The organism is Streptomyces canus (assembly GCF_001514145.1).
GTDB lineage: Bacteria > Actinomycetota > Actinomycetes > Streptomycetales > Streptomycetaceae > Streptomyces > Streptomyces canus.
Window position 1 is genome coordinate 413,055 of sequence record NZ_KQ948661.1, and the last position, 17,019, is coordinate 430,073.

The window sequence follows — 17,019 nt, forward strand, 5'->3', positions numbered from 1 at the left end:
CTACCGCTGACTGGAGCCAGTCGCGCGGCCGGCGAGTGCCCTCACCGGAGGGGGCGGCTCCACGACCGGCTCAGTCCTCATGCCCGGCCCCGCCGGGCCGCCGGACCCGCCGCCGACAGGCCCGACCCAGCGTTCGCTGCCCGCAGTCTGCGACGATCCGTTCCCGTGACCGCCCCCTCCCCTCACTCCCCCACCACATCCCGATCCGGGCTGACCGAGAACGCCGTGTCTCCCGCCACCGCCACGATCGCGTCCTTCACCAGCACCGTGCTCGGGTTCGTGTTCTCCGCCGACGTGCCCGCGTCGTCGAGTTTGGGGGTGGTCCAGCGGATCTCGCCCGTCGTGTGGTCGAGGGCGAGGAGGCGGCCGTAGCGGTTGGTGAAGTAGAGGGCCTTGTAGGGCGAGGAGTGGACCGGTGATGAGAGGTTCTCGATCTGGGTGTCGCGGTGCCACAGGCGGGTCCCGTTCGACGCCTTGATCGCGGTGACCGTTCCGTCGGGGCGGACGAAGTACACCGTGCCGTCGAGCACCGAGGGCGTGCCGCGTGGGACGTCCCTCATGGTGACCCGGGTGGCCTTGCCCGTCGTCGGGTTCACCCGCAGCAGCGCGGTGTACGCCTCGTCCCGGCCGTCGCCCGCCACGTACCCCGTGGTGTTCTTCGGCAGGACGAACAGCGGCTGCCCGTCGACCGCGCCGACCAGGCTCGCACTCGCGGGCAGCGAGCCCAGTTCGCGGGCCGTGCCGTCGGCCGGGTCGAGGCGCAGCAGGCCCACCGGGCCGCTGGTGGGGTCGTTCGCGTCGGCGCACAGGCCGTAGGGAACGGCGCCGCCCGGGCTCAGCGGGCCGCACAGGGTGCCGGCCGACGACTTGGCCGGGGTTCGCCACCGTTCCTTGCCGGTGGCGAGGTCGAGGGCGATGAACGACTTCGCGGTGTCCGACGCCGTCAGGACACCGCCGTCGAACAGGGTCACTGGGTGACTCGCGTCGACGTCACGGGCCCAGATCTGCTTTCCGGTGGCCGCGTCCAGCGCTGTCACCCGCTGGTCGGCGTAGACCTCGTCGGGCTGCTCGTAGGTGTAGACGATGCCGTTCCGCACGCCGAGGGGCCGTTCGGCGGCCTGGGAGTTGTCGCCGTACCGCCAGCCGATCCGACCGGTCGCCGGGTCGAGCCGGGCGACGGTGAAGCCGGTGCCGGCGCAGTACAGGGCGGAGCCGTCGGACACACAGCCTGCGTCCACGGTGTCCACGTTGATGCTCAGCGGATCGCCCCGCACGGCGCTCGTGAGGCTCGTCTGCCAGGGGTGCCAGCCGGTGGGGAGCCGCGCGACGGGCGACGCGGACGAGTCGGGCACGGGCGTGCCGCTGGTCGTCCTCGCTCCCGTCGACAGGTGGAACATCGTCGCGGCCACGGCGCCGACGGCCAGGACGACACCCAGGACGGCCAGGCGGGCGACGCGGTGCGGGTGGCCGGGGCGGCGACGGTGGTTCGGCCCTGACGGGGATGTGGTGTCGGCGAGGTCGCGGGACGACGGCTTGCGGACCCCGGGCAGGGTCGGTGCGGACGTGTCGGGGAGCGATCTGAACAGGCTTTGCAGTTCCGGCAGTTGAGGGCGGTCCGCCGGGTTCTTCTGGAGGCAGCGCTCGATGACGCCCAGCAGGGGCTGGGGTACGCCGTCCAGGGAGGGCTGTTCGTGCACCACCTGATAGCCCGTCATGTACGGGCTGTCGCCGTCGAAGGGGCGGTTTCCGGTGGCGGCGAACACCAGGAGCGAGCCCAGCGAGAAGACGTCCGAGGCGGCGGTGACGTCCCTCGGCGAGGCGAACTGCTCCGGGGACATGAAGGGCGGGGTGCCGATCAGCCGACCGGTCACGGTGAGCGCCTGGTTGTCGGCGGCGCGGGAGATACCGAAGTCGATGACGCGCGGGCCGTCCTCCGCCATCAGGACGTTGCTCGGTTTCAGGTCCCGGTGGACGACGCCCGCCTGGTGGATGTCCCTGAGCGCCTCGACCAACCCGAGCGCCAGCGAGCGGAGTTGGTGGCCGCGGAGGGGGCCGTGCTCGGCAACGATGTCGTCGAGGGTGCGACCGGGGACGTACAGCGTCGCCATCCACGGGAGTTCGGCATCCGGGTCGGCGTCGACGACCGGGGCGGTGAAGGCTCCGCTCACCCGCCGGGCCGCGGCCACCTCTTGGCGGAAGCGGGTGCGGAACTCCTCGTCCTGGGCGTACTGGGTGTGGACGACCTTCACGGCCACGTGGCGGCCGGAGTCGGAGCGGGCGAGGTAGACGACGCCCATGCCTCCGGCACCCAGCCGGTTGATCAGGGTGTAGCCGCCGACTGCGCCGATGGACTCCTCGGGGCTCAGCGGCATTGCTGGTCGACCTTTCCATGTCCCAGGCGTCACGGGGGTGTTCAGGGGGAACAGACTAGCGAGTCCTTCGCCTGGGAATCCGGGTGACTTGGGCAGTCGGGCGGGTGCGGGTCGTCGCCCACTGGAACCGTCACACCGAGGCCGTACTTCCTGTGACCGCCCGCTCCCCCAAGCCGGCCTCCGTGGCCCTCGGAAGTTCGATCGTGAACTCCGTACGGCCCGGGGTGCTGTCCACCTGGATGCGGCCCCCGTGGGCGCCCGTGATCGCCGCCGCGATGGCCAGACCGAGCCCGGATCCGCCGGACTTGGCGTCGGCGCGGGATCGGGACGTGTCCGCTCGGGTGAAGCGTTCGAAGACGGTGGGGAGGAGGGCGAGCGGAATGCCCGGGCCGTTGTCACGGACTCGGACCACGCAGCGCTCGTCCGTCGACTCCACCGACGCCACCACCTTCGTGCCCGCCGGCGTGTGCATCCTCGCGTTGGACAGCAGGTTGGCCACCACCTGGTGCAGGCGGGCCTCGTCGCCGGTGACCGACGCCGAGGCGTCCAGGCTCAGTTCGAGCTGCCAGTCATGGCCGCCGGCTGCCGCCCGCGCGTCCCACACCGCCTCCGCGACCAGCGCCGCCAGGTCGACCTCGCGGGACTGAAGGGGGCGGCCCTCGTCGAGGCGGGCGAGCAGGAGCAGGTCCTCCACCAGACCCGTCATCCGTGCCGACTCCGCCGAGACCCGGCGCCAGGCCAGCACCGGCTCGATCCGGTCGGTGCCGCGGTTCATCAGCTCGGCGTATCCGGCGATCGAGGCGAGGGGCGTGCGGAGTTCGTGGCTGGCGTCGGCCAGGAACCGCCGCATGCGCTCCTCGCTGCGCTGTCGTTCGGCGAGGGAGGACTCCACGTGGTCGAGGAGATGGTTGAGCGCGGCGCCGACCTGCCCGGCCTCGCTGTCGGGGTCGGTGTCCCCTTCCGGCACCCGGGTCAGGCCGGTGACCTCGCCGTGTCCGAGCGGGGCGCGGGAGACCTCGGCGGCGGTGGCGGCGACCCGGCCGAGGGGGCGCAGCTGCCGTCGTATGACCACGGTGCAGACGCAGCCGGCGGCGGCGAGCCCGGCCACGGCGACGCCCGTCTCGATCATCACGAGTCCGCTGATCATGTCCTGGACGTCGTCCATGGGCAGGCCGGCGAGGACCCGGACGCCTCCGTCCTCGAGGACGGAGACCCGATAGGTGCCGAGGCCGGGCACGGTCCGGGTGTGCATCGCGCCGTCGGCGCGGATCCCGGCCAGGGCGGCGCGCTGGTCGGTGCCGAGATCGTGGGTCGGGGCGTCCTGGACGACGACGGCCGCGGAGACGATGGCGCCGTCCTCGTCGAGCCGGGCGGCCAGCATTCCGGCGGGCTGCCCGGTCTCCCTCAGGAACGTCAGGTCCTCCGGGAGGTCCTGGTGCAACGAGGCTCCTCCCAGGGCCCGTTCGGCGGTGTCGAGGACGCGGTCGTCCAGGTTGCCCATCAGATAGGCGTGCTGGAAGAGCGTGGTGATCAGGCCCATCGCGACACAGACGACGACCAGGGTGGCGGTGACGAAGACGAGGAGGCGGGTACGGAGGGACCGGGTGCGCATCCTCGCGTTCGGTCGCCGGCTCATCTCCCGTCCTCCGCGGCCCTGATGGCGTACCCGAGGCCGCGCACGGTGTGGATCATCGGTGCCCGTCCCTTGTCGATCTTCCTGCGCAGACTGGAGATGTAGACCTCGACGAGATTGCCGCCGCCGTCGAAGGAGCTGCTCCAGACGTGGTCGAGGATCTGCGCCTTGCTGAGCACCTGGCGTGGATGGCCGAGCAGCAGGGCGAGCAGGTCGAACTCCTTCACGGTGAGCTGGACGGGCACACCCGCCCGACGCACTTCACGGGTGTCCCCGTTCATGACGAGGTCGCCGAGCACGTGGACGGAGTCGTCGGAGCGGCCGTCCCGGGACGCGGCCCGGCGCAGCAGCCCGCGCAGCCGCAGCACGACCTCCTCCAGGGAGAAGGGCTTGGTGACGTAGTCGTCGGCGCCTGCCTCCAGGCCGTCGAGGCGGTGTTCGAGGGCATCGCGGGCGGTGAGCATGAGGACGGGCAGCTTCGGGTTCTCCTGGCGCAGGCGGCGCAGCACCTGGAGACCGTCCAGGTCGGGCAGCATCCCGTCGAGCACGACGGCGTGCGGTGCGCAGCCGCGCGCCGTACTGAGTGCGCTGCGCCCGTCGAGCGCCGGGTAGGGGCGCCAGCCCGCCTCGGTGACGGCGACGGACAGCACTTCGTTGAGTGCGGGCTCGTCGTCGACGATGAGCACTCTTACGCGGCCGGTTCGGGACCCGGCGGTGCCAGTCATGTACCGATCGTGTCCCCGTGGGCTGAGGGAATCCTGTGTTCCACCTGAGGGTGGGTGATGACCTGCGACGGCGGGGTACGGCGAAGGGCCGCACCCCCGTCACCGGGGGTGCGGCCCTCAGGCGCCCGAAAGGACTTACTTGCGGATCAGGCTGCGCAGCACGTACTGCATGATGCCGCCGTTGCGGTAGTAGTCGGCCTCACCGGGGGTGTCGATGCGGACGACCGCGTCGAACTCCACGCCCGTGTCGGTGGTGACCTTGACCGTGCGCGGCGTGGTGCCGTTGTTGAGCTCCTCGACACCGGTGAAGGAGAAGGTCTCCTCGCCGGTCAGGCCGAGGGACTCGGCGCTCGCGCCCTCCGGGTACTGCAGCGGGAGCACGCCCATGCCGATGAGGTTGGAGCGGTGGATGCGCTCGTACGACTCGGCGATGACGGCCTTGACGCCGAGGAGCGCGGTGCCCTTGGCGGCCCAGTCGCGGGACGAGCCGGAGCCGTATTCCTTGCCGGCCAGGACGACCAGCGGGGTGCCCTGCTCGATGTAGTTGCGCGAGGCGTCGTAGATGAAGGAGACGGGGGCGTCGTCCTTCGTGAAGTCGCGGGTGTAGCCGCCCTCGGTGCCCGGCGCGATCTGGTTGCGCAGGCGGATGTTGGCGAACGTGCCGCGGATCATGACCTCGTGGTTGCCTCGGCGGGAGCCGTAGGAGTTGAAGTCACGACGCTCCACACCGTGCTCGGTGAGGTACTTGCCGGCCGGGGTGTCGGCCTTGATGGCACCGGCGGGCGAGATGTGGTCCGTCGTCACCGAGTCGCCCAGCTTGGCGAGCACGCGGGCGCCGGTGATGTCGGAGACCGGGGTGGTCTCCATCGTCATGCCCTCGAAGTACGGGGGCTTGCGGACGTACGTCGACTCCGCGTCCCACTCGAAGGTGTTGCCGGTCGGGATCGGCAGGGCCTGCCACTGGGCGTCGCCCGCGAAGACGTCGGCGTAGGACTTGTTGAACATGTCCTCGCCGATGGCGTTCGCCACGACGTCGTTGACCTCGGCCTCGGAGGGCCAGATGTCCTTGAGGTAGACCGGGTTGCCGTCCTGGTCGATGCCCAGGGCGTCCTTGGTGATGTCCACCTTCATGGAGCCGGCCAGGGCGTACGCGACGACCAGCGGCGGGGACGCCAGGTAGTTCATCTTGACGTCGGGGTTGATACGGCCCTCGAAGTTCCGGTTGCCGGAGAGGACCGACGTGACCGCGAGGTCGTGGTCGTTGACGGCCTTGGAGACCTCCTCCGGCAGCGGGCCGGAGTTGCCGATGCAGGTGGTGCAGCCGTAGCCGACGAGGTTGAAGCCGACCTTGTCGAGGTAGGGGGTGAGCCCCGCCTTGTCGAAGTAGTCGGTGACGACCTTGGAGCCCGGGGCGAGGGTGGTCTTGACCCACGGCTTGCGGGTCAAGCCCTTCTCCACGGCCTTCTTCGCGACGAGCGCGGCGGCGACCATGACGTACGGGTTCGAGGTGTTGGTGCAGGAGGTGATGGCCGCGACCGTCACCGCGCCGTGGTCGATCTCGTACGTCGAACCGTCGGGGGCGGTCACGGTGACCGGGTTGGACGGGGCGCCGTTCGGGGCGACGGCCGGGGCGTCGGAGGCCGGGAAGGACTCCTGGCCCGCCTCGTCCACGGAGTCGACGTAGTTGCGGACGTCGACCTTGAACTGCTCGGCGGCGTTGGCGAGGACGATGCGGTCCTGCGGGCGCTTCGGGCCGGCGATGGAGGGGACGACCGTGGAGAGGTCGAGCTCCAGCTTCTCGGAGAAGTCGGGCTCGGCCTTCGGGTCCAGCCAGAGACCCTGCTCCTTGGCGTACGCCTCGACGAGCGCGAGCTGCTGCTCGGAGCGGCCGGTGAGCTTGAGGTACTTGATGGTCTCGTCGTCGATCGGGAAGATCGCGGCGGTCGAGCCGAACTCCGGCGACATGTTGCCGATGGTGGCGCGGTTCGCGAGGGAGGTGGCGGCCACGCCCTCGCCGTAGAACTCGACGAACTTGCCGACGACACCGTGCTTGCGCAGCATCTCGGTGATCGTGAGCACGAGGTCCGTGGCGGTGGTGCCGGCAGGCAGCTCGCCGGTCAGCTTGAAGCCGACGACGCGCGGGATGAGCATGGAGACCGGCTGGCCGAGCATCGCGGCCTCGGCCTCGATGCCGCCGACGCCCCAGCCCAGCACACCGAGGCCGTTGACCATGGTGGTGTGCGAGTCGGTGCCGACCAGGGTGTCGGGGTAGGCCTGGCCGTTACGGACCATGACCGTGCGCGCCAGGTGCTCGATGTTCACCTGGTGGACGATGCCGGTGCCGGGCGGGACGACCTTGAAGTCGTCGAACGCGGTCTGGCCCCAGCGCAGGAACTGGTAGCGCTCGCGGTTGCGGCCGTACTCCAGCTCGACGTTCTGCGCGAAGGCCTCGTGGGTGCCGAACTTGTCGGCGATGACGGAGTGGTCGATGACCAGCTCGGCCGGGGAGAGCGGGTTGACCTTCGCCGGGTCGCCGCCGAGCTCCTTGACGGCCTCACGCATGGTGGCGAGGTCGACGACACAGGGCACACCGGTGAAGTCCTGCATGATCACGCGGGCCGGCGTGAACTGGATCTCCTGCGACGGCTGGGCCTGGGAGTCCCAGCCGCCGAGGGCGCGGATGTGGTCGGCGGTGATGTTCGCGCCGTCCTCGGTACGGAGCAGGTTCTCCAGGAGAACCTTGAGGCTGTACGGCAGGCGGGCCGAGCCCTCCACCTTGTCCAGCCGGAAGATCTCGTACGACTCGTCGCCCACGCTCAGCGTGGCGCGGGCGTCGAAGCTGTTCGCCGACACGACAGTCTCCTTCATTTTTGTGCGCTTACCACCGCATCCTGCCGCCACGCCGTCTTGGCCGATCCGCTAAGGTAAGGCTAAGTTAGGTATGCCTTACTGCCAGACCCAGCGAAAGCGTGCGACTGCGGTACGCCTCGGCAGATATCTCGATGTCGAGATAACTCTAGTACATGAGGCCCGGATGGTCATGCCCGGCTTCCTTGTGATGTCCGCCGCCACGATCCCGGGTCGACGCGCTCGCGGCCATCAGTTCGCCAAGTCGGGGTATGCGGAGGGAGTTGGCAGCACCAGACCGACCCGAGGGGAGACCCACATGGGCCTCACGTTCCGCAAGAGCTTCCGGATCCTGCCCGGCGTGCGGCTGAACATCAACCGGCACTCCTGGTCCATCACCACCGGCGGCGGCAAGCACGGCCCGCGGCACACGCACAGCAGCACGGGGCGCCGTACGACATCGATGGATCTGCCCGGACCTTTCGGCTGGCGTCGCACCCGTACCGCCAAGCGCCACTGAGGCTCCCTCAGGTCCGCGGAGGCCCTTCACCCGAATGGACCACCCGGAATGCGCCATCTCATATCTGAGATAGCCTCGAGCCCATGGCAGACGACTACCTCGTACGCATCGGCAAGCTCATCCGTGACGCCCGGCAGCACCGGGGCTGGACACAGTCGCAGCTTGCCGAGGCGCTCGGCACCAGTCAGAGCGCCGTCAATCGCATCGAGCGCGGCAACCAGAACATCAGCCTTGAGATGATCGCCCGTATCGGTGAAGCGCTGGACAGCGAAATCGTCTCTCTGGGCTACGCGGGTCCCATGCATCTGCGCGTGGTCGGCGGTCGTCGGCTGTCCGGCGCGATCGACGTCAAGACGAGCAAGAACGCGTGTGTGGCCCTGCTCTGTGCCTCGCTCCTCAACCAGGGGCGCACGGTGCTGCGCAGGGTCGCCCGCATCGAGGAGGTCTACCGCCTTCTGGAGGTGCTGAGCTCCATCGGGGTCCGCACCCGCTGGATCAACGACGGCGTCGACCTCGAACTCGTGCCGCCGGCCGAGCTGAACATGGACGCCATCGACGCCGAGGCCGCCGTCCGCACCCGCTCCATCATCATGTTCCTCGGTCCGCTGCTGCACCGGATGGACGGCTTCAGGCTGCCCTACGCCGGCGGCTGCGACCTCGGCACCCGGACCATCGAGCCGCACATGATCGCGCTGCGCCGGTTCGGCCTGGACGTCGCCGCGACCGAGGGCCAGTACCACGCCCGCGTGGACCGGTCGGTCCGCCCCGGCCGTCCGATCGTGCTGACCGAGCGCGGCGACACCGTGACGGAGAACGCGCTGCTCGCGGCCGCACGCCACGACGGCGTCACCGTCATCCGCAACGCCTCCTCCAACTACATGGTCCAGGACCTGTGCTTCTTCCTGGAGGCCCTGGGAGTGCGGGTCGAGGGCATCGGCACCACCACCCTCACCGTGCACGGCGTGCCGCACATCGACGTGGACGTCGACTACTCCCCCTCCGAGGACCCGGTCGAGGCGATGAGCCTGCTGGCCGCGGCCGTGGTGACGGAGTCGGAGCTGACCGTGCGCCGGGTGCCCATCGAGTTCCTGGAGATCGAGCTGGCGGTCCTGGAGGAGATGGGTCTCGACCACGACCGTACGCCGGAGTACTTCGCGGACAACGGCCGTACCCGGCTGGTCGACCTCACGGTCAGGCCCTCCAAGCTGGAGGCGCCGATCGACAAGATCCACCCGATGCCGTTCCCGGGTCTGAACATCGACAACGTCCCGTTCTTCGCGGCCATCGCGGCGGTCGCGCAGGGGCAGACCCTCATCCACGACTGGGTCTACGACAACCGGGCGATCTACCTCACGGATCTGAACCGGCTGGGCGGGCGCCTCCAACTCCTCGACCCGCACCGGGTGCTGGTGGAGGGCCCGACCCGCTGGCGTGCCGCGGAGATGATGTGCCCGCCCGCCCTGCGCCCCGCCGTGGTCGTCCTGCTGGCGATGATGGCGGCCGACGGCACGTCCGTGCTGCGCAACGTCTATGTCATCAACCGCGGTTACGAGGACCTGGCCGAGCGGCTCAACTCGGTGGGGGCGCAGATCGAGATCTTCCGGGACATCTGAGCAGCGACCGGCTTCACCGTGGTGTGCCGTACCCGTGGATCCCCGGGATGAGGAGCTGTCCGCCGGTCTGTCCGGCCTGGTCGATGTCCGCATCGTTCAGGCCGAGTCGGAGCTTGAGGCCGAGGTTCCCGATCGTGTCGTAGAGCCACTCCGGCACGGTGTCAGGGGTGAGGTGCACGCGGAGGACGGGCGGCGCGGGGAGGCCTTGGACGCCGGCGAGGGTGCCGGTCAGGCTTTCGACGTACATGGTGATGTCGCCCCCTCGCAGCGTGGACGTGGAGCCCGGCGCTCCGTCGATGTGCTGGATCTGCGGGCCGACAGGCACCGCCATCTTCAGATCACGGATCTCGACAGCCGCTGCGGAGAACTTGAGCACCCGCCTGGGGCCGGTGGCCGTGTCGACGGTCACCACTCCGTGGAAGACGAGGTCGTGCAGTTCGAGGCGGCTTCCCTTGAGCTTCCACGGCTCGGCGGGGAAGCGGCCGGCACTCGTCTCCTCGGGGGCCTCGAGGTCGCTGATGTCGCAGGCGCGGCGGTCCCCCGGGCGGTCCCAGGCGTGGACTTTGGTGCGAGCGACTGGTCGGCAGCCCGTTGCCGGGCACGTGGCGCCGAAGTCGTGGGCAGCAGCGGGTCGGACGGTGCGGTGGCCTCGGGTGTCGGGGTGACCGAGCTCGGCGAGGGGCTCGCGTGGGGCGACGGACTTTGTCCCTCGGCCTCGTCGTCGAGGAGGCCCAGAGGGGCGAGGATGCCCGCGAGTCCCGTGGGGGCGGAGGTCACGCCGGCTGAAGGGGTGGGGGTGGCGGTGGGCGCCGGAGACAGGCTCGGTGACGGGTCGGCCGCGTGCTGCGACGGGACCCGCCGCCGGAGTCGGCACCCAACTCGGTGCCGGGCGTGCTGGGATCAGCCGACGGCGTGGGGCTGCCTGCGGGAAACTACGTCGCCGACGCCGGAGACTCTTCGGGGCGATCGCAGTCGACGCCTGCGGCCTCGTCCGCTTCAGGAGCGGAATGGGCCGCGATCGCGCTCGTGTCTGCGGCGGGCAGGCGCTGGCTTCCGAGAATGAGGGCCGTCGGCAGGGCGGTCAGCGCGAGAGCCCTCCCGACCGGTAGGCGAAGACGCGTCAGCGCGGACGTACGGGGACCGGCGTGCCGGCCTCTCGGCGCCCTGGCGGAGCGGCGTTCGGCGGCCTCGTCGCGGGAGTCGCGGGGGTCGCATGGCTGGTCGGTCATTCCCCGGTCCTCTCCTCGGGGCCGGCAGCGGCAGATGCCCCCTCGGTGGCGCCGGGCGGCTCCACCGGGTGTACGTCCACCGGGCCCCAGGCCAGGGCCAGGAGTCCGCCCGTGGCCGCGAGCAGCGTGCCGACGAAGAAGCCGCCGAAGTTGGAGATGGGAAGCGACAGCACGCCGAGGAATACGGCGACACAGCCGGCGAAGAACCTGATGATCGGCTGGAACCACAGGAGTCCGGCCAGAACGATCAGGGTCAGGCCGATGACCAGGGAACCGGCTCCCGCCATGGTGGACATCGCCACGGACAGGCCGCCCAAGGACAGGTTGAAGTACGGGAAGTAGATGATGGGCGCGGCGGCGAGAAGGACCAGCAGGCCGGCCCAGAAGGGGCGGGTGCGCCGCCAGGTCCTGAAGTCCCGGCGAGCGCGGGTGATGCCGCTGTCACCGCGGACCTGGATTTCATGCGACTCGAAGGAATCGACGACCGCATCGCCCTCGCCGAGCGGGCGGTGTTCCTCACCGTGCTCTTCGAGCCGGTCGTCAGACTCCTGCGGCGACTGGCCCAGGAGGACGCGAACCATCGCCGTCATCATCGCCGCGCGTCGGGCGGGAGTGAGCCTTTGACGGAGTGAGCGGGACGCGGCCCGGGGGCACCGGAAGGCTCTCCCCCACGTGCCGGCCCCACTTGCACTGCGGAAACCGATCTGTTTTCCTATGTGGAAACAGATCGGTTTCCTACCGATGCTCGGGCATGACCAGTGACAAAGGGAAAAAATGACCACCACTTACGACCGTGGGGCGCCCGCCTCCGGGAAAACAGACCCGGGCCGCCGCGGCTCACACGCCGTCCGCTGGTGGGTGCTCGTCGTGCTGGGCGTGGCACAGCTCATGGTCACGCTCGACGCGACCGTCGTGAACATCGCACTGCCCGCCGCGCAACATGACCTCGGTTTCAGTGACGGCAGCCGGCAGTGGGTCATCACGGGGTACGCCCTGGCGTTCGGCAGCCTGCTGCTGCTCGGGGGCCGACTCGGTGACCTGTTCGGCCGACGTACGACCTTCGTGACCGGCCTGATCGGTTTCGCGGCCGCATCCGTTGTCGGCGGCGCGGCCAACAGCTTCGAAATCCTCGTCGGGGCACGCGTGGCCCAGGGCCTCTTCGCCGCGCTGCTCGCGCCCGCGGCGCTCTCGCTGCTCAGCGTGACCTTCACCGACCCGGCCGAGCGGCCGAAGGCCTTCGGTGTCTTCAGTGCGCTGTCCGGTGCGGGCGCCGCGGTCGGACTCCTGCTCGGCGGCATGCTCACCGAATGGGCCTCGTGGCGCTGGGTGATGTACGTGAACGTCATCTTCGCGGGCGTCGCGCTGGTCGGCGCGCTGCTGTTGCTGGCCAAGCCCGCGCTCACCGAGCGACCCAAGATCGACATTCCTGGCACCGTCGTGGTGAGCGCCGCGCTGTTCGGCATCGTCTACGGCTTCGCGCACGTCGAATCCACCAGCTGGACCGACCCGGTCGCCCTCGGCTCCATGATCAGCGGCGTCGTACTGCTCGCGGTGTTCGCCTGGCTGGAGTCCAGGGTCGCGCATCCGCTGCTGCCGCTGCGCGTCGTACTGCACCGGACCCGAGGCGGCTCGTTCCTGGCCGTGTTCGTCCTGGGCATGGGGATGTTCTCGATCTTCCTGTTCCTGACCTACTACCTGGAGGCCAGCATCGGCTACTCGCCGATCGAGGCCGGTCTGTCCTTCCTGCCGATGGTCGGCGGCATTGTCGCCTCGTCCACCACGGTGCCCTCCCTGCTGCTGCCCAGGGTCGGCCCGAAGATCGTGGTCACCGCCGGCTTCCTGGTCTCCGCCTCCGGTATGGCCCTGCTGACCCGGCTCACGCTGGACAGCGCCTACGTCGCCGACATCATGCCGGGCATGATCCTGCTGGGTCTCGGCATCGGCGCCGTGATGACCACCGCGTTCCAGGGTGCGACCGCGGGCGTGCACCACGAGGACGCGGGCGTCGCCTCGGCGCTGATCAACACCAGCCAGCAGGTGGGCGGTTCGATCAGCACGGCCCTGCTGACCACCGTCGCCTCGTCGGCCGCGACCGACTACCTGTCCTCGCACAAGCCGGGCGCACTGACCATGGCCCAGGCCGGGGTCGAGGGCTACACGGCCACCCTGGCGTGGGGCGCCGGGATCTTCGTGGTCGGCGCGGCGCTCACGGCGTTCCTGATGCCGAACACGCCTCTGGCACCGTCGGAGGGCGAGCCCGTCATCGCCCATTGAGCTGCACGTTGCGGGTACGCTCCGTCAACTCGACGCCAGAGCAAAGAGGTTGACGGGCGCCCTCAAGCAGCGTAAACCGATCAGTTTTCATTTGGCCGGAATCGAGTTACCCTCGCCGTATGACCACCGAGGCGAAGTCAAGTTCCAGGGAGCGGCTGCTGGAGGCGGCGGCCAGGCTCACCTACCGGGATGGTGTCGGCATCGGTGTCGATGCGCTGTGCAAGGCGGCGAGGGTGTCCAAGCGCTCCATGTACCAGCTGTTCGAGAGCAAGGACGAACTGCTGGCCGCGAGCCTGGAGGAGCGTGCCGCCGCCTTCGTGGCCGGGCTCCTGCCCGCGGCGGACGACGGCCGCCCACCGCGCGAGCGGATCCTGCACGTCTTCGAGCAGTTGGAGGCGCAGGCCGGTGCCCCCGAGTTTCTGGGCTGCCGGTATCTGACTGTTCAGGTCGAGCTCAAGGACCAGAGCCACCCTGCGAGCCAGGTGGCCCACCGGATCAAGGCGAACCTGACCGGCTTTTTCCGTTCCGAGGCCGGACAGGGCGGCGCAAGCGACCCCGACCTGCTGGCCCGCCAGCTCATCATGGTCTTCGACGGAGCCAGCGCCCGCGCGGGAATCCAGGCCGACAACCTGACCGGGCTCATCGCACCCACGGTGACGACCCTGCTCGACACGGCGGGCGTGCGCTGACGCGATCCGTACGGGCACGCTGTGTGCCGCGGTCAACCGTCTGCATGCGTTCACCGTGGCACGGAAGCCTGCCATGAGACGGGGCACCGGGTCGTTGCGCGTCACGAAGCGCTCCGCCCCACCGTCGCCGGGACTCCGGGCACCGTGAAGCCCCGCGCGGAACAGCACGGCGGCACCCCCTCCATCGTCGCCAAGGTGACCGTCGCGGCGGCGACCGACGCGAGGGCGGAGTCGCGACCGTCTTTTGCGTGCGGGTGAGGGCAGGCGTCAACCGGCCGGCTGAGCTTGCGGATCTGCTGCCCCGCTCCGGCCGCCAACCTCTCTCCCGATCAACGCCCCGTACACGAAGTGACAGACCCCGGTCAAAGGCTTCCCAAGTGCCGGACGCTCCCTTCCACTCATGGTCGGGTCCCAACGAAGGCCGTACGTATGCCTGTTTGGGAGGACCTCGTGTCAGTACCGACCTGTAAGAGACGATGGCTCACGACCTGGGCCATCACCGCATCCGCCGCACTCGTCGCGATACCCGCAAGCGCCGCGTCCGGCCAGACCAACAGCCCCTTCGGCGCCCGCACGCTCGCGCAACTCGCCGCCGAACGGTCGGACTCGGTGGGCGCCCTGAGCCCCAGGGTGAAGGCCGAGGACGGCGACGGTGACGACGGCAACGAGGCCGACGAGATAGCGGAGGGCGCGGACCAGTACGCCGAGGCGCGCACCTCGCCCGGCATCGTCGCGCCGGGCGCCTACGGCGCCGCTTGGTCCGACCTGACCAAACTGCCGAGCAGCGGCGGCAGTTGGCGCAACGTCACCGACCTGCCGTACAACTCCGACGATTCGCGCTACCGCGACATCGACTCCAACTCCAGCGGCGGCTCGGGCAACGTCACCGGCCGGATGGCGGCGATCGCCGCCGACGACGACGGGTACGTGTACGCGGGCAGTGCGGGCGGCGGCGTGTGGCGGTCCCGGTCCGGCGGCGGGCACTGGCAGCCGATCAGCGACGGACTGCCGGCGCAGTCCACCGGCGCCCTCGCGCTCGACGGGACCGGACGGCTGTGGCTGGGCACCGGCGAGGCGACGACCAACGCGGACGCCTACCTCGGCAGCGGCGTCTACGTCCTGTCCCACCCGCACCAAGGCACCTTCTCCACCCGCAGCCGGGTCGGCGGCGACGAACTGGAGTCCACCAGCATCCACGAGCTGCGCTTCGGCGGCGGCAAGGTGTGGGCGGCGACCAGCGAGGGCGTGTGGAGCCACTCGACGAAGACGCTGAAGGGCGCCTGGAAGCTGGAGTTCGCGCCCAACCCCGACTATCTGCCGGGCCGTTCGGAGGCCGACGACCCCGACGCCCCGTACAAGAACATCGCCAACGACATCGCGATCGACCCGAAGGACCCGAGCAAGGTCGTTCTCGCGGTGGGCTGGCGCAGCGGTGACGACTACAACGGCTTCTACACCAAGGGCGCGGGCGGCGCCTGGACGCGGATCACCAGCGGCCTGGGTGACCTGCCCGCCGACGCGGACGACGTCGGCAACGTCACCTTCGCCCGCTCCGCCGACGGCTCCCGCTACTACGCCATCGACCAGTCACCGGAGCAGCTGAACACCAACCCGGACAGCGGCCTCGAGGGCATATACGTCTCCAAGTCCGGCTCCCCCAGCGGCCCTTGGACGAAGATCGCCGACTACCAGGGCCTGGCCGCCGACGGCTCCGCGCTCACCACCAGCGGCTACATGCCGGGGGTGCAGGCCTGGTACAACCAGTTCCTGACGGTCGACCCGGCGAACGCGGAGCACGTGTACGCGGGTCTGGAGGAGGTCTACGAGACCAAGGACGGCGGCAGCACCTGGTCGACCGTGGGCCCGTACTGGAACTTCTCCTTCCCCTGCTGGAACATCGACCCGGCCAAGCAGACCGGTGACTGCAACCCGACCACCCACTCCGACCAGCACGGCGTGGCGATCGGCAGCTACCACGGCAAGAGCTTCGTGTACGTCGGCAACGACGGCGGTGTCTACAAGCGGCCGGTCAACGGCTCCCAGGACACCTCCGGGCACGCCACCGACTGGACCTCGCTGAACGACGGCACCATCGACACCCTGCAGTACTACTCGGTGGGCATCGGCAAGGACCTCGACCACGGCGGTGTCTCCGTCACCGGAGGCCTGCAGGACAACGGCCAGTCCCTCTTGCGCAGCAACGACAAGGTGATGGGCTCCAACTTCGGCGGGGACGGCGGCGACACGCTCACCGACCCGGCCAACGGGTGCAACATGGCCGAGGAGTACGTCTACCTCTCCATCCAGGTGACCCAGAACTGTGCCGTCAACGACGGCAGTTGGATCGACGACGCCGCCAAGGCCACGTCGTACAACGTCGCCCCGGCCGACAACGCGACCGGCGAGGCCCGCTTCATCGCCCCGCTCGCGGCCGACGCGAAGAAGCCCTCGACCTGGATCGCGGGCGGTCGTCACGTGTGGGTGCAGACCCACGGCTACGCCATTCGCAGCGGCAGCGAGTGGACCAGCCTGTACGACCTCGGCGAAGGCCGCACCGCGACCGCGGTCGCCACCTCCGGCGGCAAGGTCTACGCGGCCTGGTGCGGGCCCTGCAACAACCAGGGCTTCGCCCGCGGGATCTCCGTCGGCAACACGGACGGCACCGGATGGCACGACATCGCCCTGCCGGCCACCGGCGCCGACGGGACCGTACCCAACCGCTACCTCAGCGGCTTCGCCGTCGACCCGAAGAACGCCGACCACGTCTACGTCACGGTCAGCGGCTTCTCCCGGCAGTGGACCGAGGGGCCGGGCGCGGGCGTGGGTCACGTCTTCGAGTCCAAGGACGGCGGTACCACCTGGAAGGACATCTCGAAGAACCTCCCCGACGTGCCGGCCGACTCCGCGGTCGTCACGCCGAACGGCGGTCTCGCCGTGGGCACCGACCTCGGTGTCGTCTACCGGGCGCCGGGACGTACGACCTGGCAGCGCGTCGGCAACCTCCCAGCGGTCGCCGTGCTCCAGGTGAAGCTGAGCCCGGACGGCAGCACGCTGTACGCGGCCACCCACGGCCGCGGCATCTACACGATCAAGGTGCGCGACTGCGGCTGACAACGG

Annotated in this window: 11 protein-coding genes; 5 read left to right on the top strand and 6 right to left on the bottom strand. The window is 69.9% G+C overall.

The genetic code is table 11. The annotated features are described in order from the left end of the window. Nucleotides 1-182: 182 nt before the first annotated feature. The 4 genes from AQJ46_RS21550 to acnA form a co-directional block, all read right to left on the bottom strand. Entirely contained in the window at nt 183-2,372 is a 2,190-nt protein-coding gene (locus AQJ46_RS21550) for a serine/threonine-protein kinase (RefSeq protein ID WP_059207148.1), read from the bottom strand. 130 nt (nt 2,373-2,502) lie between these two features. Further along, nucleotides 2,503-4,008 carry a sensor histidine kinase gene (locus tag AQJ46_RS21555; protein WP_059207149.1) on the bottom strand — a complete coding sequence of 502 codons (1,506 nt, stop codon included), beginning with the start codon at nt 4,006-4,008 and terminating at the stop codon, nt 2,503-2,505. Then, complete coding sequence (locus AQJ46_RS21560; protein WP_059207150.1) at nt 4,005-4,730, bottom strand: response regulator transcription factor; 726 nt, start codon at nt 4,728-4,730, stop codon at nt 4,005-4,007. The genes AQJ46_RS21555 and AQJ46_RS21560 overlap by 4 nt, the downstream gene beginning before the upstream one ends. Nucleotides 4,731-4,865: 135 nt before the next feature. Further along, entirely contained in the window at nt 4,866-7,583 is a 2,718-nt protein-coding gene (acnA, locus tag AQJ46_RS21565) for an aconitate hydratase AcnA (protein WP_059207318.1), read from the bottom strand. Nucleotides 7,584-7,896: 313 nt separating this feature from the next. Here acnA and AQJ46_RS21570 point away from each other — a divergent pair, with 313 nt between their 5' ends. Together AQJ46_RS21570 and AQJ46_RS21575 are read left to right on the top strand one after the other, a co-directional pair. Continuing rightward, nucleotides 7,897-8,097: a DUF4236 domain-containing protein gene (locus AQJ46_RS21570; protein ID WP_057611210.1), complete on the top strand. Its 201-nt coding sequence runs from the start codon at nt 7,897-7,899 to the stop codon at nt 8,095-8,097. Between the two features lie 83 nt (nt 8,098-8,180). Next, nucleotides 8,181-9,710: a helix-turn-helix domain-containing protein gene (locus AQJ46_RS21575; protein WP_059207151.1), complete on the top strand. Its 1,530-nt coding sequence runs from the start codon at nt 8,181-8,183 to the stop codon at nt 9,708-9,710. Nucleotides 9,711-9,723: 13 nt separating this feature from the next. On the opposite strand, the gene AQJ46_RS21580 is transcribed toward AQJ46_RS21575, so the two are convergent. Further along, complete coding sequence (locus tag AQJ46_RS21580; RefSeq protein WP_059207152.1) at nt 9,724-10,119, bottom strand: hypothetical protein; 396 nt, start codon at nt 10,117-10,119, stop codon at nt 9,724-9,726. 816 nt (nt 10,120-10,935) lie between these two features. Further along, nucleotides 10,936-11,520 carry a DUF6114 domain-containing protein gene (locus tag AQJ46_RS21585; protein ID WP_208616961.1) on the bottom strand — a complete coding sequence of 195 codons (585 nt, stop codon included), beginning with the start codon at nt 11,518-11,520 and terminating at the stop codon, nt 10,936-10,938. 193 nt (nt 11,521-11,713) lie between these two features. Between AQJ46_RS21585 and AQJ46_RS21590 the strand changes: the two genes are divergently transcribed. The 3 genes from AQJ46_RS21590 to AQJ46_RS21600 all read left to right on the top strand — a co-directional run bounded on the left by AQJ46_RS21590 (nt 11,714) and on the right by AQJ46_RS21600 (nt 17,013). After that, nucleotides 11,714-13,213, top strand: coding sequence for an MFS transporter (locus AQJ46_RS21590; RefSeq protein ID WP_059207153.1), 1,500 nt, complete (start codon nt 11,714-11,716; stop codon nt 13,211-13,213). A gap of 119 nt (nt 13,214-13,332) precedes the next feature. After that, nucleotides 13,333-13,902 (top strand): TetR/AcrR family transcriptional regulator, encoded by a 570-nt coding sequence (locus tag AQJ46_RS21595; RefSeq protein ID WP_059207154.1) that lies wholly within the window; start codon nt 13,333-13,335, stop codon nt 13,900-13,902. A 450-nt stretch (nt 13,903-14,352) separates the two neighbouring features. Then, nucleotides 14,353-17,013 (top strand): WD40/YVTN/BNR-like repeat-containing protein, encoded by a 2,661-nt coding sequence (locus AQJ46_RS21600; protein WP_059207319.1) that lies wholly within the window; start codon nt 14,353-14,355, stop codon nt 17,011-17,013. The last annotated feature ends 6 nt before the right edge of the window (nt 17,014-17,019 follow it).

Excerpts from the sequence above, each read along its gene's own strand:
- AQJ46_RS21575 (WP_059207151.1), top strand. The coding sequence starts at position 8,181 with ATGGCAGACGACTACCTCGTACGCATCGGCAAGCTCATCCGTGACGCC.
- AQJ46_RS21595 (WP_059207154.1), top strand. The coding sequence starts at position 13,333 with ATGACCACCGAGGCGAAGTCAAGTTCCAGGGAGCGGCTGCTGGAGGCG.
- AQJ46_RS21570 (WP_057611210.1), top strand. The coding sequence starts at position 7,897 with ATGGGCCTCACGTTCCGCAAGAGCTTCCGGATCCTGCCCGGCGTGCGG.
- AQJ46_RS21550 (WP_059207148.1), bottom strand. The coding sequence starts at position 2,372 with ATGCCGCTGAGCCCCGAGGAGTCCATCGGCGCAGTCGGCGGCTACACC.
- AQJ46_RS21585 (WP_208616961.1), bottom strand. The coding sequence starts at position 11,520 with ATGGTTCGCGTCCTCCTGGGCCAGTCGCCGCAGGAGTCTGACGACCGG.
- AQJ46_RS21560 (WP_059207150.1), bottom strand. The coding sequence starts at position 4,730 with ATGACTGGCACCGCCGGGTCCCGAACCGGCCGCGTAAGAGTGCTCATC.
- AQJ46_RS21555 (WP_059207149.1), bottom strand. The coding sequence starts at position 4,008 with ATGAGCCGGCGACCGAACGCGAGGATGCGCACCCGGTCCCTCCGTACC.
- AQJ46_RS21590 (WP_059207153.1), top strand. The coding sequence starts at position 11,714 with ATGACCACCACTTACGACCGTGGGGCGCCCGCCTCCGGGAAAACAGAC.